The organism is Sorangium sp. So ce375 (genome assembly GCF_051473855.1).
Classification (GTDB): Bacteria; Myxococcota_A; Polyangia; order Polyangiales; family Polyangiaceae; genus Sorangium.
On record NZ_CP150335.1, the window covers coordinates 6154131 to 6168992 of the forward strand.

The following is a 14862-nucleotide window of genomic DNA, read 5'->3' on the forward strand; positions in this document are numbered from 1 at the left end:
GCTCCACCTCGCGCTCAGGCGCGCGCCGCCGCGCCGTGCCCCGCCGCGCCGCCCGGGCCCGCCTGCTCACCGGCGTCGCCCGGGTCGTCTTCCGTGCCGCTCCCCGTGCCAGCGCCCAGACGGCCGCCGCGCGCGACCAGGGGATCGCTGAGGTACGTGTCCGTCAGCCGCTTCGGCCCGGCGAGGCCGAGCAGCCGGAGCGGGAAGAGCAGCACCGAGAGCACCCACGCCACGAGGCCGAGCGCGAGCTTGCCCGCGTACGCCTCCGCCACCAGCGCGAGCTTGCGGCCGGCCGACATCGACGAGATCGGCGCCTCGGTCAGGCCGATCCGCATGAGCCGGAGCTCCGCGATCCGCACCGTGTGGCGCACGAGATCGGGCAGGCGCCGCAGCGCCGGGTGGTCCATCGGCAGGCGCTTCTTCATGAACGCCTCCAGCCGCGACACGCCCCAGAGCGACACCAGCGCGAGGCCGAGCAGCCGCCGCCGGAGCGCGGGCCTGCCCGCGATGGCCTTCCGCGTCTGCTGCTCGCCGAAGTCGACGTGCCGCTCTTCCTGCCGCACGCCGCGCTTCAGGATGGCGACGATCTCCGGCTCATCCACGGTGTCGATCATCGCGTAGAAGGCCTGGAGGACGAGCCCCTCGCCGAGGGCCATCTCGAGGGCGACGTGCTCGGCCCAGTCCCCGCCCATCAGCCCGGTCGCGAGGAAGCGCACGCTCCACGCGGCCTTGTCCGGCGGCGCGCCCAGGATCTCGAGGATGCGGAGGAAGTTGCCGACGTGCTGGAACTCCTCGACGGCCTGGCGCGCGAGGAAGCGGGCGGACTCGAGGTCGGGGGCGTTGTAGAGCCAGTGACCTATCTGGACGCCGGTGATCTCTCCGTAGAGGAACTGCTGGACGGCCCAGACGATCACGTCCTTATCCTTGACGGGATCGAGCTTGGCGCCCTGGAAATCGAACGCCATCTCTTCGCGGGTCACCAGCATCGCTCACCCTCCGGAGCGGTGAATTTAGCCCAGATCGCGGCCGCAGGCAGGCCCGAGACGAAGGGCCCGCCGCGGCGCGATTCACCGCGGCGGCGCTCCTGCTCGGCCCGTCCGTCTAGGGGGCGCCCCCCGTGGTATACGGCCGCTACGGCGGCATCAGGAACCGCCGACTTGAACCTCAGGAGAAGCACCATGGCGCGTGTCCACAACTTCAACGCCGGCCCTGCCGGGCTCCCCCTCCCCGCCCTCGAGCGCGCGCAGCGCGAGCTCCTCGATTTCGAGGGGACGGGCATGTCGATCATGGAGCACAGCCACCGCGGCAAGGCGTTCGAGGCGGTGCACAACGAGGCGATCTCGCTGCTCCGGCAGCTGCTCGGCCTCTCGGACGACTACCACGTGCTGTTCATGCAGGGCGGCGCGGCCATGCAGTTCGCGCTCGTGCCGATGAACCTCCTGCCGCCCGGCAGGAGCGCTGACTACATCCTGACCGGCGGGTGGTCCGAGAAGGCCCTGGAGGAGGCGAAGCGCGTCGGGACGGTCCGTGTGGCCGGGAGCACCGCCGTCGACAAGCGGTACACCCGCATCCCCCACCAGGGAGAGCTCTCGCTCGACCCGAACGCCGCCTACGTCCACATGACGACGAACAACACGCTGTTCGGAACGCAGTGGCACTGGCTGCCCGACACGGGAGACGTGCCGCTCGTCGCGGATATGTCGTCCGACATCCTGTGGCGCAAGATGGATATCTCCAGGTTTGCCCTGGTTTACGCCGGTGCCCAGAAGAACATCGGACCGAGCGGAATTACGGTCGTGCTCGCCCGCAAGGATCTCGTTGACAGCGCGCGAAAGGACATTCCTGTCATTTTCCGTTATGCCACTTACGCTGCCAACAACTCGCTCTACAACACACCTCCGACATTCGCAATCTACCTCATGCGCAACGTGCTCGCGTATACGCTTGAGATCGGTGGGCTCGAGGAGGTCGAGCGACGGAATCGAAAGAAGGGTGAGCTGTTGTACGAAACCATCGACGCGCACTCGGACGTCTTCCGGGCGCCTGTCGAGAAGGAGAGCCGCTCGTTCATGAACGTGGTGTTCCGGCTGGCCAGCGAGGAGATGGAAAAACGCTTCGTCGCCGAGGCCGCAAAGGAGGGTATGGTGGGGCTCGCCGGACACAGGTCGACCGGGGGTATCCGGGTTTCGATCTACAACGCAGTACCCGTTGCATCGGTGGAGCGCCTCACGGCGTTCATGCGGGATTTCGCCAAGAGGGCTTGACTCGCTGCGGGAGCACGACGTTCTCGGTATTTCCAGGTTCGCCCCTGTTTCCAAAGACACGCTCGGCGAACCCTCCCCCTAATTCGTCGCGTCCCAACCTTCAGCCCGCTTGACGTTGTTCCGCCCGGCACAACAGGCCTTCGCGGAAAGGGTCTGTCGGCCTTTCCGCAGCTGGGAGGGAGGCGGTGAACGTCGCTCCCCGACCAGCACCGGGAGGGGACGGCGAACGCCGCTCCCCGACCAGCACCGGAAGGGGACGGCGAACGCCGCTCCCCGACCAGTACCGGGAGGGGACGGCGAACGCTGATCCCCGACCAGTACCGGGAGGGGGCGGTCATCGCCGGTCTCGACCGGCCCGGGAGGGGACGGGGGGAACGCCGTCCTTTACCGGCTCGCAGGCCCCGTTCGGAGACCTGAATCAAGCGAGCCAACCGTAAGGAGAGGATGATGGCGAGCATCGATGATCGTGGGATGATTTCTAGGAGTGAGGAGGGCCAGGAGGAGAGAGGGGCCTCGCCGAGCGAGCCCCCGCCTTCGTCAGCGACGCAGCGGGCTGCCAATGAGCGGCAGCAGCGTGGCTTCGCCGCCATGGACGAGGAGCGTCAGCGCAAGATCGCCAGCAAGGGCGGGAAGGCAGCCCACGAGAAGGGCACGGCGCACGAGTTCACGCGCGACGAGGCGCGCGCCGCCGGCAAGAAGGGGGGCGAGGTCGTCAGCCAGAACCGGAAGCACATGGCCGAGATCGGAAAGCGTGGCGGCGAGCGCGTGAGCCAGGATCGGGCCCACATGGCCGAGATCGGCCGCAAGGGCGGCGAGGCCGTGAGCGGCGATCGCCAGCACATGGCCGAGATCGGGCGCCGGGGCGGCGAGTCCCGGGGAGACCAGCCGCGGGAGAACCAGCCGCGCTGACCAGGGGAGGCACGAGGCCCGGCGCCCCCGGCGCCGGGCCAGCCCTCTGCACTCCAGCGCCGTCGACGAGCCGGGCCTCCCGCTCGTCGACGCGAGGCGTCTCTCGGGAGGTATCCAGGCACCGCAGGACCGCGCGCGCCGCGCTGACGTGGCCCCCCTCGCGGGTCGGCCGGAGCGCCGCGCGCCGCCCCGGGAGGGGGAGCGTCGAGCCTTCAGCGCAGGGCAAGGAGACGGCGGCTCAGCCGGGCGCGATCGCGCCCAGCGAGACGTCGCTGGGCGTCTCCTTCGGGCCGGGGATCCATTCCTCGTCGGGCTCCTCCTGCGGGAGCACGACCGGGGCGCCGTCGTAGCGCAGGCGCTTGCCGGGCCAGACGAAGCTGCGGAACAGGTAGGCGAGGAGCGACGGCTGGTCCAGGCCCGGGTGGATGAAGGGCGCCACGCGCCTCGCGTGCGCGGCCGGCAAGAGGCTCCAGTGGAGGCCGGGCTCCATGTGATGAATGGAGTGGAAGCCGTTGTTGTACGTCCACCAGTTGACCAGCCGGCCGACGAAGTTGCGCGAGTGGTTGTACTCGCTGCTCTCGTCGCAGCCGTCGTGCTGGAGGTAGTTCATGGTCACGATCCCCCACGCGGCGTACTGGTGCGGGATCAGGACGTAGAGGACGAACTTCTGCCAGTCGAGCAGGAGCAGGGCCCCCATCGCGCCGAGGAACACCGCCGACTCGACGAGCATCTGCCGGAACCACGGCGGGTTCCGCCGGTACATCGCCTTGAAATAGCGCATGTCGGCGGGCAGGATGTCCCGGACCACGCGGCTCATGAAAAAGAGCCCGTTCAGCAGGTTCCACCGATAGCGCACCTTCGTCGTCCGCATCACGTCGCGCCGGGACTGCGTGTACTTGTGATGGCTGAGGTTGTGGCCCGGCACGTAGGCGCTGACGGGGTGCCCGTAGGTGAGCGTGAGCACGACCTGGAACGCGCGGTTCATCCATCGCCGCCGGAACACGGGGCAATGGACCGCGTTGTGGGTCGCGACCGCACCCAGGAACGAGAACACGCATGTCGTGGCGAGGAGCGGAATCGCGAGCCAGAGCGCGCGCGGCGCGCAGACCCATTGGACCGCCACGAGAACGAAATACGTCGCGACGAAGAGGAGCGTCTTGATATCGGCCCGGTACCGGAGCATGGCTGTACTTCGCGGCTGCGAAGACCGCGCGCCGGACCGACCGGCAGCGCAGAGCAGCGCTGGCCAGCCCGGACGGGCGCGGCGGCCTATCTTCTCGGCGCTCTTCCTACCGCATTTCGTCACAGCTGAAAGCCCGAAGTTGCATTCCGACGGGCGCTTCGCATCACCCGTGCCCGACATCCGTGTTTCACGCTGATGTCCTTCGCTCGGTGCGATCAGCTGTACGCACCTCGCGCCGGTGCGCGGGGCGTGAGCGTCGTCGTTTCGCCCGCGCGGGGCGTGAGCGTCGTCGCGGCACCCGTGCTCGGGGCGTGAGCGTCGTCGCTTCGCCCGTGCGCGGGGCGTGAGCGTCGTCGCTTCGCCCGTGCGCGGGGCGTGAGCGTCGTCGCTTCGCCCGTGCGCGGGGCGTGAGCGTCGTCGCGGCGCCCGTGCGCGGGTGCGGGAGCCACGCCGTCGGTGCTCGGCGGCGCGTGCGGTGGAGCGCTCCGGCGCGCTCCGGCGCGCTCCGGCGTGCGCTGGGCCGAAGGCGTCTCGCGCTTGACGACCTGGTCGCGAACCGCCAACGTGGCCGCGTGAGCTCATCGCCTCTCGGTTTCGATCCGAACGGTCCCGCCATCGGAAACGGGATTTACGGGCTGCCGCACACTGCTGAGGACGCCCGGGTGGTCCTCGTCCCGGTTCCGTGGGAGCCGACGGTGTCCTACCGCCGCGGCGCAGCCAAGGGTCCGTCGGCCATCCTGCGGGCCAGCCGACAGGTCGACCTCTTCGACCTGCACACGGGCAGACCGTACGAGCAGGGCATCGCGATGCTCGACGTCGACCCGGACATCGTGCGCTGGAACGCGGAGGCGTGCGCGGCGGCCGAGCCGGTGATCGCGGCGCACGGCGAGGTCGCCGGCGACCGGGACCTCGAGGCGCGCCTCGCGGCGGTCAACGCGCTGTCCCGCCGGCTGAACGAGCGCGTCACCGAGATCGCCATGCGATGGATGGAGCGCGGCAAGCTCGTCGGTGTCGTCGGCGGCGACCACTCCTCCCCCTACGGGGCGATCGCGGCGCACGCCGCGCGTTACCCGGGAATGGGGATCCTGCACATCGACGCGCACGCCGATCTCCGCGACGCGTACGAGGGATTCACCGACTCCCACGCTTCGATCTTGCACAACGTCGCGACTCACCTCCCGAAGATCTCGCGGATCGTCCAGGTCGGGCTGCGCGACATGAGTGAAGACGAGCTCAAGTTCATCCGCGAGTCGAACGGGCGCATCGTCGCTCACGTCGACGCGGCGATCGCCGATCGGCTCTTCGAGGGAGAGCCGTTCCACCTGATCGCCGACTCGATCGTGGAGGATCTCCCCGACGACGTCTATGTGAGCTTCGATATCGACGGCCTCGATCCGACGCTGTGCCCGAGCACCGGCACGCCGGTCCCCGGCGGGCTGTCGTTCCAGCAAGCCGTCGCGCTGATCGGCCGCATCCACAGGAGCGGGCGGCGCATCGTGGGCTTCGACCTGAACGAGGTCGCGCCGAAGGACGACAGCGACGACTGGGATGGCAACGTCGGCGCCCGCCTCCTCTACAAGCTCATCGGCTTCACCCTCCTCTCCCAGGACAACCGTTAGGCGCAGCGGGCACCCGCTGCGGATACGGGCCCATCTCGACGTTTTCGGTGCTCGGCGTGCTGGAGCACGCCTGCGCGCCGAAAACGCCGATCTGGGCCCGTCTCCTGTGCGGGTGACCGCCGCGCCGCGTCGCGGGGTGCAGGGAATTCGGCGGAGCGTGGATCCGGGGGACGCTCACGAAAGGGCGCGGCGGTAGGTCTCGATCGCTAGGTGGACGTCTAGGGTGCCGGCCATCTCGCGGCAGGAGTGCATGCTGAGCATCGGGGCGCCGACGTCGACCGTGGCGATGCCGAGCGAGGCCGCCGTGATCGGGCCGATCGTGCTGCCGCACGGGAGATCGCTGCGCACGACGAAGCGCTGGGGCGCGTAGCCCACGTCGTGACAGAGCGCCTCGAGCGCGGCGGCCGTCGCGCCGTCGGTGGCGTAGGACTGGTTCACGTTCGACTTGATCACGAGCCCGCGGTTGATCTGCGGGGCGTGGCGCGGCTCGTGCTGATCGGCGTAGTTCGGGTGCACCGCGTGGGCCATGTCCGCTGAAACCAGCAGCGACCCGGCCATCGCGCGGGCGAACGCCTGCGGCTCGCGCGCCGGGTAGACGTCGACGATCCGCGCGAGCACGTCGCGGAGCACGCTCCCCGCCGCCCCCACGGCGCTCCGGCTGCCGCACTCCTCGTGATCGTAGAGCGCGATGACCCGCGTCGCCGCGGAAGCGGACGAAGAAGAGTCGCCGCCGATCAGCGCGGCCGTCGCGGCGTGACAGCTCGCGAGGTTGTCCAGGCGGGACGCGAAGATGAACTCGTCGGAGAGGCCGCCGAGCGACGCCTTGAGCGTGTCGTACAGGCAGAGATCGAAGCCCAGGATCGCGTCGCGCGGCGCGTCGACCGCGCGCGCGAGCAGGGCGTTGAGATCGGCCTCCTTGCCGAGGCCGAGCACGGGGACGAGGTGCTTCTGCGCGTTCAGCACGAGCCCCTCCGAGTTGACCCCGCGGTTCAGGTGGATGGCGAGGTTCGGGACGCGGGCGACGGGGCGGCCCAGGTCGACGAGGAGCCGCTCGATCCGCCCGTCTCTACGGACGTGGACGCGGCCAGCCACGCTGAGATCGCGGTCGAGCCAGGTCGAGTACAGGACGCCGCCGTAGACCTCGACCCCGAGCTGCTGGTAGCCGCTCCGCGAGAGCTCGGCGCTCGGCTTCACCCGGAGGTTCGGCGAGTCGGTGTGCGCGCCGAGGACGCGGAAGCCGCCGAGCGCCGGGTGCTCGGCCCCGACCACGAACGCGACGATCGTCGACCCGCCCCGGATGATGAAGCGGCGATCGCCCGGACCGACCGCCCACGCGTCGCGCTCCGCGAGCTCCGAGAAGCCGGCCGCCACGAGCCGCGAGGCGACCTCACGCACGGCGTGGTACGGCGTCGGCGAGCGATCGATGAAGGCGCAGAGGTCGCGGGCGGCCGCGACGCCGCGCTCGCGCAGCGCCGACATCTCGTCCGCGCTCTTCGCGAAGCGCTCGCCAAGGTCGGTCAGTGGCCTGGGATCGCCTGCGCGATCGAGGATCTCGGGGGGCGTCATGGGGGGCGCCGAGTCTAGCAGAGCAGCCGAGCCTCGCCGGGCGCGCCGGGCGAGGCCCGCGCTCGCTCGCGCCGCGCGCCGCGATGGCCGACCACACGGGCGGTGCTCCATGGTATCCGCCACCACCGCGCCGCTCGCAGGACCTCCTCCGACGCCGCGCCGCAACCCGCAACGGAGACGCGCCCCGATGTACCGCCTCGTCCGACCGCTCCTCTTCGCTCTGCCGCCCCGACTGGCGCACGAGCTCGGCATGCTCGCGCTCGCCCCGCTCGAGCACGCGACGCCGCTCCGCGCCCTCGTGCGCGCCCGCCTCGCGCCCACGGATGGGCGCATCGCGGTGCGCACCATGGGGCTCGACTTCCCTTCCCCGCTCGGCGTGGCGGGCGGCTTCGACAAGGACGCCCGCCGGGCCCGCGCGCTCGCCGCCCTCGGGTTCGGCTTCGTCGAGCTCGGCACCGTCACGGCGCAGCCCCAGGCCGCGAACCCGGCGCCCAACCTCTTCCGGCTGCCGGCCGATCGGGCGCTCATCAACCGGCTCGGGTTCCCGAACCAGGGCGCGGCCCGCGTCACGGAGCGGCTCCTCGGCCGCGGCGGCGCGACGGCCGTGGGCGTGCCCGTGGGCATCTCGATCGGCAAATCCAGGGTCGCGCCGCTCGATCCCATCGAGCCCGCGATCGACGACTACCTCGCGAGCTTCCGGGAGGCGCGGCGCGCGGCCGACTTCGTGGTGATCAACGTGTCGTCGCCGAACACGAAGGACCTCCGCGCGATGCAGGGGCCCGCGATCGCGCGGGCGCTCCTCTCCGCGATCGCGCGGGAGAACCGCGCCGCCGGGAAGCCGCTGCCGCTGCTCATCAAGGTCGCCCCGGACCTCGGCGACGAGGAGCTCGAGGCGCTGCTCGCCGTGGTCGATGAGGTCGGCCTCGCCGGCGTCATCGCGACCAACACGACCGTGCGGCGCGACGGGCTCGCGACGAGCTCGGCGACCGTCGAGGCGATGGGCGCGGGCGGGCTGAGCGGCCCGCCCCTCCGCCAGCGCTCGCTCGCGATGGTGCGGCGGATCCGCGCGCGCCTCGGGAGCGGCGTCACGGTGATCGGCGCCGGAGGCATCGAGTCGGCCGAGCACGCCATGGACCAGCTCCAGGCGGGCGCCGACCTCGTGCAGATCTACACGGGCTTCATCTACGGCGGCCCCCTGCTCCCCGCCGCGATCGCGCGCGGGCTGTCGGACCTCGTGGCCCGCTCCGGCGCGCGGTCGATCCAGGACCTCACAGGCCGGCCAGGCGGCGCGACGCGCGCTGCTATGATCGGCCATGGAGCTTGAAGCGCACGTCCACGACACCATCCGCGAGATCCCGGAGAGCGAGTGGAACGCGCTCGACGGCGTGAGCGAGGCGCCGTTCCTCACCTGGGCGTGGTTCGACGCGCTCGAGCGGACGGGGTGCGTGGGCGAGGCGGCGGGCTGGCTGCCCCACCACATCACGCTCCGGGCCGAGGGGGCGCTGCTCGCCGCGGCGCCCGCGTACCTCAAGGACAACAGCGAGGGAGAGTTCGTCTTCGACCAAGGGTGGGCCGCGGCGTCCCGCCAGATCGGCGCCCCGTACTACCCGAAGCTCGTCGTCGCGGTGCCGTTCACGCCCGCGACATCGCCGCGGCTGCTCGTGCGGCGGCCGGAAGACCGCCCGGCGCTCCTCCCCGTCCTCGCCGAGACGCTCCGCAAGCTGGTCGAGCGGAGCCGCATCTCGAGCGCCCACGTCCTGTTCCCGACCGAGGACGAGGCCGCCGCGCTCTCCGGCGCCGCCATGGCGCACCGCTGCGGCATCCAGTTCCAGTTCGAGAACGAGGGGTATCGCACGCTCGACGACTTCCTCGCGCGCTTCAACGCGAAGCGGCGGCACCAGATCCGGCGCGAGATGCGCGAGACCTCGCGGCAAGGGCTGTCGATCGATACGCTGCGCGGCGCGGAGATCACGCCGGAGATCGTCGATGTCATGTTCGGCTTCTACGTCTCCACGGTGCAGAAGTTCGCCTGGGGCCGGCAGTACTTGAACCGCGCCTTCTTCGAGGAGATCACGGCCCGCCTGCGCGGCGGCGGGGCCCAGGGAGGCGTGGAGATCGTCCTTGCGCGGGACGGCAAACGCCCCATCGCGGGCGCGCTCAACCTCGCCGGGCCCACGACGCTCTACGGCCGATACTGGGGCGCCTCGGAGGAGCGCCCGTTCCTGCATTTCAACGTCTGCTATTATCACCCGGTCGAGGACTGCATCGCCCGGGGACTTCGCCGCTTCGAGCCGGGCGCGGGGGGATCGCACAAGCTCGTTCGCGGCTTCGCTCCGAGCGTCACCCACAGCGCGCACCACATCGCGCATCCGCGCCTTGACGCCGCGGTGCGCGAGTTCCTGGCGCGCGAGCGCGCCGCCGTCCGCGCGAAGACGGAGGACAGGAGCATCGCATTCCGCTGAGCTCCTCCTGGTGACGCGCGACGTGCGGTGTTGACGTGACGCGCGCTGGAGAGGGATGCTGCCAGACATGCGCGCCTTTCTTGCTCTCCTCGCCTCATCCATCGTCTTCGGGCTCGCCGCGAGCGGCGGCTGCTCTAGCAATGAAGCGACCGACACGACCTCGACGACGACGGCGGCCACGGTCGCCGGCGCCGGCGGCTCGCTCGGCTTCGGCTGCTTCGGCGGCAGCCCGGATGGGCGGTGCACGATCCTCGCCCAGGTCCCCGAGAGCTGCAGCTGCCCCGACTGCGCCGACACGGCGAGCTGCCTCGACCGCTGCAACGACGACGGCGCCTGCGACATGCGGGAGGACGCCGCGGACGGCGAGGATTGCACCTGCCAGGACTGCGCGGGCATCGTCGCGGCCTGCACCCCGAGGCGCGGGTGCAACGACGCCGAGGGGTGCAACATCAACGAGGATTGCACCTGCCCCGACTGCACGAGCACCCCGCGGTGCACGGAGCACTGCACGGACAACGGCTCGTGCGCGGAGTACTTCGAGGGCTGCTCGTGCGCGGATTGCCGCGGCGTGGAGCGATGCGGCGGCGAACCGGCCACGACGACCGCCGCGGCCACGACGGGCGGCAGCGGCGGCGGAGGCGGCGACGGCAGCGGAGCGGGCGGCGCCCCGACCGGCAGCGGCGGCGCGGGCGGCACCGGCGGCGCGGGCGGCACCGGCGGCGCGGGCGGCGCCTAGGACACGCTCGGCGCCCTCGCCGCTCCGCCCCTCACCGCCCCGGGCCCTCACTGCTTCGCGGTGAGCCCGTGCTTCCTCAAGAACATCCTCACGTGGTGGCGCTCCATGCCCGCGCGGCGCGCCATCTCGCTGACATTGCCGCCCGTCGCGCGGATCAGCTCGCTGAAGTAGCGCTGCTCGAACGCCGCGACGGCGCTCCGCTTCGCCTCGCCGAACGCCGACGTCGGCACGACCACGTCGCCGCCGCCCTCGAGCGGCAGGATCGAGGCGATCGCCTCGGCGCCGGGCGGCAGGCTCGCGGCCACGCTGGTGACGTTCATGAGCTCGCGGACGTTGCCCGGGAAATCGTGCTGGCCGAGCGTCGTGGTGATGAGATTGACCATCTCCAGGGCGCGCTCGGGGCACCCCAGGCGCTCGCAGACGCTCTCGACGAGCAGCGGGATGTCCTCCCGCCGCTCGCGGAGCGGCGGCAGCTCGATGCGCATCTGGGCGATCCGGAAGAAGAGATCGCTCCGGAAGCGCCCGGTGTTCATGCTGCGGCCGAGATCGCGGCGCGTCGCCGCGATGATCCGCACGTCGACGGGCTCGTAGATCCGCGATCCGACGCGCTTCACCTTCTGCTCGGTGAGCACGCGGAGCAGCTTCGGCTGGAGATCGGGCGGCAGCTCGCCCAGCTCGTCGAGGAAGATCGTCCCGCCGTTCGCCTCGTGGAAGGCGCCGCTCCTCCGCTCGTTCGCCCCGGGGAAGGCGCCGCGCTCGTGCCCGAAGAGGAAGCTCTCGGCGAGCGCGCCCGGCAGCGAGGCGCAGTCGACGACGACGAACGGGCCGCCGCGCCGGCCCGATCCGTCATGGATGGCCTGCGCCGCGAGCTCCTTGCCCGTGCCCGTCTCCCCGGTGATGAGCAGCGAGAGCTCGGTCGCGGCCACCTCGCGCAGCAGGCGGAACAGGTGGCGCATCCGCGGCGAGGCGCCGATCAGCGGGCCGAAGCTCTCGTCGAAGCCGACGTCGACGCGCTCCTTGTCGAGCGGCTCGAAGCTCAGCACCGAGCTGCCGACCTGGATCGCGCAGGCGGCCGTCAAGATCGCCTCGCGGATGCGGACCGTCGACACGAACGTCCCATTCTTGCTGCCGAGGTCGCGGACGAGCACGCCCGGCCCCTCCGCGCGTAGATCGCAATGCGTCGAGCTGACCTCCGGATCGTCGACGACCACACCGCAGCTCGGATCGCGCCCCACCACGACCGGCGCGATGCCGATCTTGACGGGATCCCTGCCCGCCGATCGCAGCGTGCCGCCGCGAACAAACCACTGAACCGCGCGAGCGCGGGTCGCATCCCTCGTCGAGCCCATATCCAACGGTTATTCGATTTCCCCGCTCTTGACCACATCCACGCACGCCCCTCCCGCTCACGGGTGGGAGCGCCCACCTGGGCGCACCGGGTACGTGGCTTCCGGAGGAGCTACAGCCTCTCGTCGAAAAACTTCACAACCACGAGAGGAATCGACCACAAACCGACGCGAGCGCCGAGAAATTCTGATCAAGCAATGTGCTGAGCGCATAGCGGGAGAGGCCCTCGAGAGGTTAGACTACGAGGTCTACGTGAGAGATGAAGCGGGCGCTCCTGAAGCTCGCCTCATCGGGTGTGGATGAACGACGGCCGTAACGACAGCCCACATCGGGGCTGTCGAGGTGTGTGTCTTTCAACGCGATTCGGGGCTCCGCTCTCCCGGTCCCCTCAACGTGGGAGTCGCGCGAGCGCTCCTGGCGAGGATTCTTATGCCGAGAATAGGATGGTTACTCCGGAAGCGCGCCGCGACGGCCCTGGGGCTCCTGGGGCTCTCCGCGGGTGCGAGCGCGCTCGCGTCCGTGTCCACCGGTTGCAGCAGCGAGGCCGACGGCCCGTGCATCTCCGACGAGCAGTTCTTCGCCGAGAAGGTGTGGGTCCCCATCCTCTCGACGAAGTGTATCGGCTGCCATAACCCGCAGGGGCAGGCGGCGGAATCCAAGCTGATCCTCGCCGGCAGCAGCGAGGCGGGGTTCCTCGACAAGAACCTCGCGACGTTCAAGTCGCTCGCCGGGCTCGAGCTCGCCGGCGAGTCGTACGTCCTCCTCAAGCCGACGAAGTCCATCGATCACGGCGGCGGCAAGGTCCTCGACCCGGACGGCCCCGAGGTGGAGGCGCTCCGGGCCATGGTGGAGCGCGCGAAGGAGCCGTCGTCCTGCGAGACGGACGTCAACGCGTCCTTCGCCGGCGTGCTGATGAGCGGGCCCGAGGAGACGCTCCGCGTGGCGAGCCTCGAGCTCGCCGGGCGCCTGCCGACCGAGGCCGAGGAGGAGGCCGTCGCGCAGAGCGGCATGGCCGCCCTGGATCCGATCCTGGACCAGATGCTCACGGAGGAGGCGTTCTACGTGCGGCTGAAGGAGATCTATAACGATCTCTTCCTCACCGACCGCTACCTGAACGGCGAGGATGCCGTCGATCTGCTGAGGAGCGACGCCTACGATCCGAAGTGGTACAACAGCCTCCCGCAAGATCCGACGCTTGTCGCGAAATACGGCGCGCGGGACCTGGAGGACGTCGCCAACAAGCTGAAGAGCTGGACGAACCGGGCCATCGGCAGGGAGCCGCTCGAGCTCATCGCCTATATCGTGCGGAACGACAGATCCTTCAAGGAGGTCCTCACCGCCGACTACACGGTCGTGAGCCCGTTCTCCGCCAAGGCGTACGGCGTGACGGCCGAGTTCAAGAACGACGCGGATCCCGACGAGTTCGTCCCGGCGAAGCGCGATCCGATCCCGCTCACGGGCGTGCTCACCTCCCCCGTCTTCCTGTCGAGGCACCCGACGACGAACACCAACAGGAACCGCCACCGCGCGAGGATGGTCTATCAGTACTTCCTCGGCACCGACATCCTGAAGACGGCCGAGCAGCCGCTCGATCAGACGAAGATCACCGACTTCAACCCGACGATGAACAACGCGGCGTGCACCGTCTGCCACGCCGCCCTCGACCCGCTGTCCGGCGGGTTCCACAGCTTCGACTCCGCGGGCCGGTACAAGGAGGACGACACCTGGTACGAGGACATGCGGCCGCCGGGCTTCGGCTCCGAGTCGGTGCCGTTCAGCGAGTTCCCGAGCGCCCTCTCGTGGGTGGCGAAGCGCGTCGCCGACGACCCCCGCTTCGCGCTCTCGGCGGTCTACACGATGTACGCCGGGCTCACCGGGCAAAAGCCGCTCACCGCGCCGATGAACGACGATCCGGAGTTCAGCGCCAAGTTCCGGGCGTACCTCGCCCAGTACCACGCGTTCAACGCGATGGCGCACGACTTCGCCGACAGCGGCTACAACCTGAAGACGGTCGTCAAGGCCGTCGTCAAGAGCCCCTATTTCCGCGCGCGCAACGTCGCTCAGGCGTCGTCCCGGGGCGACTCGCTCACGCAGCTCGGCGGCACGCGGTTCCTCGGGCCCGAGCAGCTGCACCGGAAGATCTGGGCCGTGACGGGGTATCCGTGGCGCCCGAGGGCGTTCGAGGACGACGGCAATCGCTACGACTTCCTCCTCCGGCGCGACGCCTACCGCATGCTGTACGGCGGGATCGACTCGCAGGACGTGATCCAGCGGATCACCGAGCCGAACGGGATCATGGCCAACGTCGCCGACCGGATGGCGAACGAGATGTCGTGCATCGCGGTGCCGCGCGATCTCTATCTCCCGCAGGAGGAGCGGCTCCTCTTCCCGTACGTCGAGACGACGTTCGAGCCGCGGGACACGAACGATTTCGACGTGCTGCCGGCCGTCGAGGCGATCAAGCAGAACATCCAGTACCTGCACAAGCGGGTGCTGGGCGAGTCGCTCGAGCTCGGCGATCCCGAGCTCGAGCGGACCTACAAGATCTTCGTCGAGACGTGGGAGGAGGGCAAGGCGGGCATGGCGAAGCCGGAGGGCGAGGAGGGCCGGCTCTCGAGATCGCTGCCCGGCCCCTGCCAGGTGCACAATGACTACTGGACCCGAGAGGGGCTGCCCGACGAGCAGAAGCTCACGCGCGACGAGAACTATACGATCCGGGCGTGGATGAGCGTCATGACGTATCTCCTTTCGGACTTCAGGTTTCTTTACCAGTAGG

The 14862-nt window shown here is 70.2% G+C and carries 11 protein-coding genes; 7 read left to right on the forward strand and 4 right to left on the reverse strand.

Going from position 1 to position 14862, the window contains the following annotated elements:
* Positions 1 to 14: 14 nt before the first annotated feature.
* Positions 15 to 986, reverse strand: a complete 972-nt coding sequence (locus WME90_RS22735; protein ID WP_437283276.1) for a ferritin-like domain-containing protein — start codon at positions 984 to 986, stop codon at positions 15 to 17.
* Positions 987 to 1178: 192 nt separating this feature from the next.
* Between WME90_RS22735 and serC the strand changes: the two genes are divergently transcribed.
* Both serC and WME90_RS22745 read left to right on the forward strand, forming a co-directional pair.
* Positions 1179 to 2264 (forward strand): 3-phosphoserine/phosphohydroxythreonine transaminase, encoded by a 1086-nt coding sequence (gene serC / locus WME90_RS22740; RefSeq protein WP_437283277.1) that lies wholly within the window; start codon positions 1179 to 1181, stop codon positions 2262 to 2264.
* Positions 2265 to 2852: 588 nt separating this feature from the next.
* A complete protein-coding gene (locus WME90_RS22745) occupies positions 2853 to 3173 on the forward strand; it encodes a KGG domain-containing protein (protein ID WP_437283278.1) in 321 nt (106 codons plus the stop codon).
* Positions 3174 to 3411: 238 nt separating this feature from the next.
* Here the strand turns inward: WME90_RS22745 and WME90_RS22750 are convergent, their stop codons facing one another.
* Positions 3412 to 4356 carry a fatty acid desaturase family protein gene (locus tag WME90_RS22750; protein WP_437283279.1) on the reverse strand — a complete coding sequence of 315 codons (945 nt, stop codon included), beginning with the start codon at positions 4354 to 4356 and terminating at the stop codon, positions 3412 to 3414.
* Positions 4357 to 4928: 572 nt separating this feature from the next.
* Between WME90_RS22750 and WME90_RS22755 the strand changes: the two genes are divergently transcribed.
* The gene (locus WME90_RS22755) at positions 4929 to 5975 is read left to right on the forward strand and encodes an agmatinase family protein (RefSeq protein WP_437283280.1); all 1047 of its coding nucleotides are present in this window, start codon (positions 4929 to 4931) and stop codon (positions 5973 to 5975) included.
* A 174-nt stretch (positions 5976 to 6149) separates the two neighbouring features.
* Here WME90_RS22755 and WME90_RS22760 read toward each other — a convergent pair whose 3' ends face one another.
* Positions 6150 to 7454 (reverse strand): M18 family aminopeptidase, encoded by a 1305-nt coding sequence (locus WME90_RS22760; RefSeq protein ID WP_437283641.1) that lies wholly within the window; start codon positions 7452 to 7454, stop codon positions 6150 to 6152.
* 274 nt (positions 7455 to 7728) lie between these two features.
* On the opposite strand from WME90_RS22760, the gene WME90_RS22765 reads away from it, so the two are divergent.
* From WME90_RS22765 to WME90_RS22775, 3 genes are all read left to right on the forward strand, one after another.
* Complete coding sequence (locus WME90_RS22765; protein ID WP_437283281.1) at positions 7729 to 8865, forward strand: quinone-dependent dihydroorotate dehydrogenase; 1137 nt, start codon at positions 7729 to 7731, stop codon at positions 8863 to 8865.
* Entirely contained in the window at positions 8855 to 10003 is a 1149-nt protein-coding gene (locus tag WME90_RS22770) for a GNAT family N-acetyltransferase (RefSeq protein ID WP_437283282.1), read from the forward strand. Before WME90_RS22765 ends, WME90_RS22770 begins: the two co-directional genes overlap by 11 nt.
* Before the next feature lie 67 nt (positions 10004 to 10070).
* A complete protein-coding gene (locus WME90_RS22775) occupies positions 10071 to 10739 on the forward strand; it encodes a hypothetical protein (protein WP_437283283.1) in 669 nt (222 codons plus the stop codon).
* Positions 10740 to 10786: 47 nt separating this feature from the next.
* On the opposite strand, the gene WME90_RS22780 is transcribed toward WME90_RS22775, so the two are convergent.
* Positions 10787 to 12088 carry a sigma 54-interacting transcriptional regulator gene (locus tag WME90_RS22780; protein WP_437283284.1) on the reverse strand — a complete coding sequence of 434 codons (1302 nt, stop codon included), beginning with the start codon at positions 12086 to 12088 and terminating at the stop codon, positions 10787 to 10789.
* A 427-nt stretch (positions 12089 to 12515) separates the two neighbouring features.
* On the opposite strand from WME90_RS22780, the gene WME90_RS22785 reads away from it, so the two are divergent.
* Positions 12516 to 14861 (forward strand): DUF1588 domain-containing protein, encoded by a 2346-nt coding sequence (locus WME90_RS22785; RefSeq protein WP_437283285.1) that lies wholly within the window; start codon positions 12516 to 12518, stop codon positions 14859 to 14861.
* Position 14862: the final 1 nt, after the last annotated feature.

What these genes read in the sequence shown, in the direction of transcription:
- WME90_RS22780 (WP_437283284.1), bottom strand. Translation starts at nt 12,088, where the DNA reads ATGGGCTCGACGAGGGATGCGACCCGCGCTCGCGCGGTTCAGTGGTTT.
- WME90_RS22765 (WP_437283281.1), top strand. Translation starts at nt 7,729, where the DNA reads ATGTACCGCCTCGTCCGACCGCTCCTCTTCGCTCTGCCGCCCCGACTG.
- WME90_RS22760 (WP_437283641.1), bottom strand. Translation starts at nt 7,454, where the DNA reads ATGTCGGCGCTGCGCGAGCGCGGCGTCGCGGCCGCCCGCGACCTCTGC.
- WME90_RS22770 (WP_437283282.1), top strand. Translation starts at nt 8,855, where the DNA reads ATGGAGCTTGAAGCGCACGTCCACGACACCATCCGCGAGATCCCGGAG.
- WME90_RS22735 (WP_437283276.1), bottom strand. Translation starts at nt 986, where the DNA reads ATGCTGGTGACCCGCGAAGAGATGGCGTTCGATTTCCAGGGCGCCAAG.
- WME90_RS22785 (WP_437283285.1), top strand. Translation starts at nt 12,516, where the DNA reads ATGCCGAGAATAGGATGGTTACTCCGGAAGCGCGCCGCGACGGCCCTG.
- WME90_RS22750 (WP_437283279.1), bottom strand. Translation starts at nt 4,356, where the DNA reads ATGCTCCGGTACCGGGCCGATATCAAGACGCTCCTCTTCGTCGCGACG.
- serC (WP_437283277.1), top strand. Translation starts at nt 1,179, where the DNA reads ATGGCGCGTGTCCACAACTTCAACGCCGGCCCTGCCGGGCTCCCCCTC.
- WME90_RS22775 (WP_437283283.1), top strand. Translation starts at nt 10,071, where the DNA reads ATGCGCGCCTTTCTTGCTCTCCTCGCCTCATCCATCGTCTTCGGGCTC.
- WME90_RS22745 (WP_437283278.1), top strand. Translation starts at nt 2,853, where the DNA reads ATGGACGAGGAGCGTCAGCGCAAGATCGCCAGCAAGGGCGGGAAGGCA.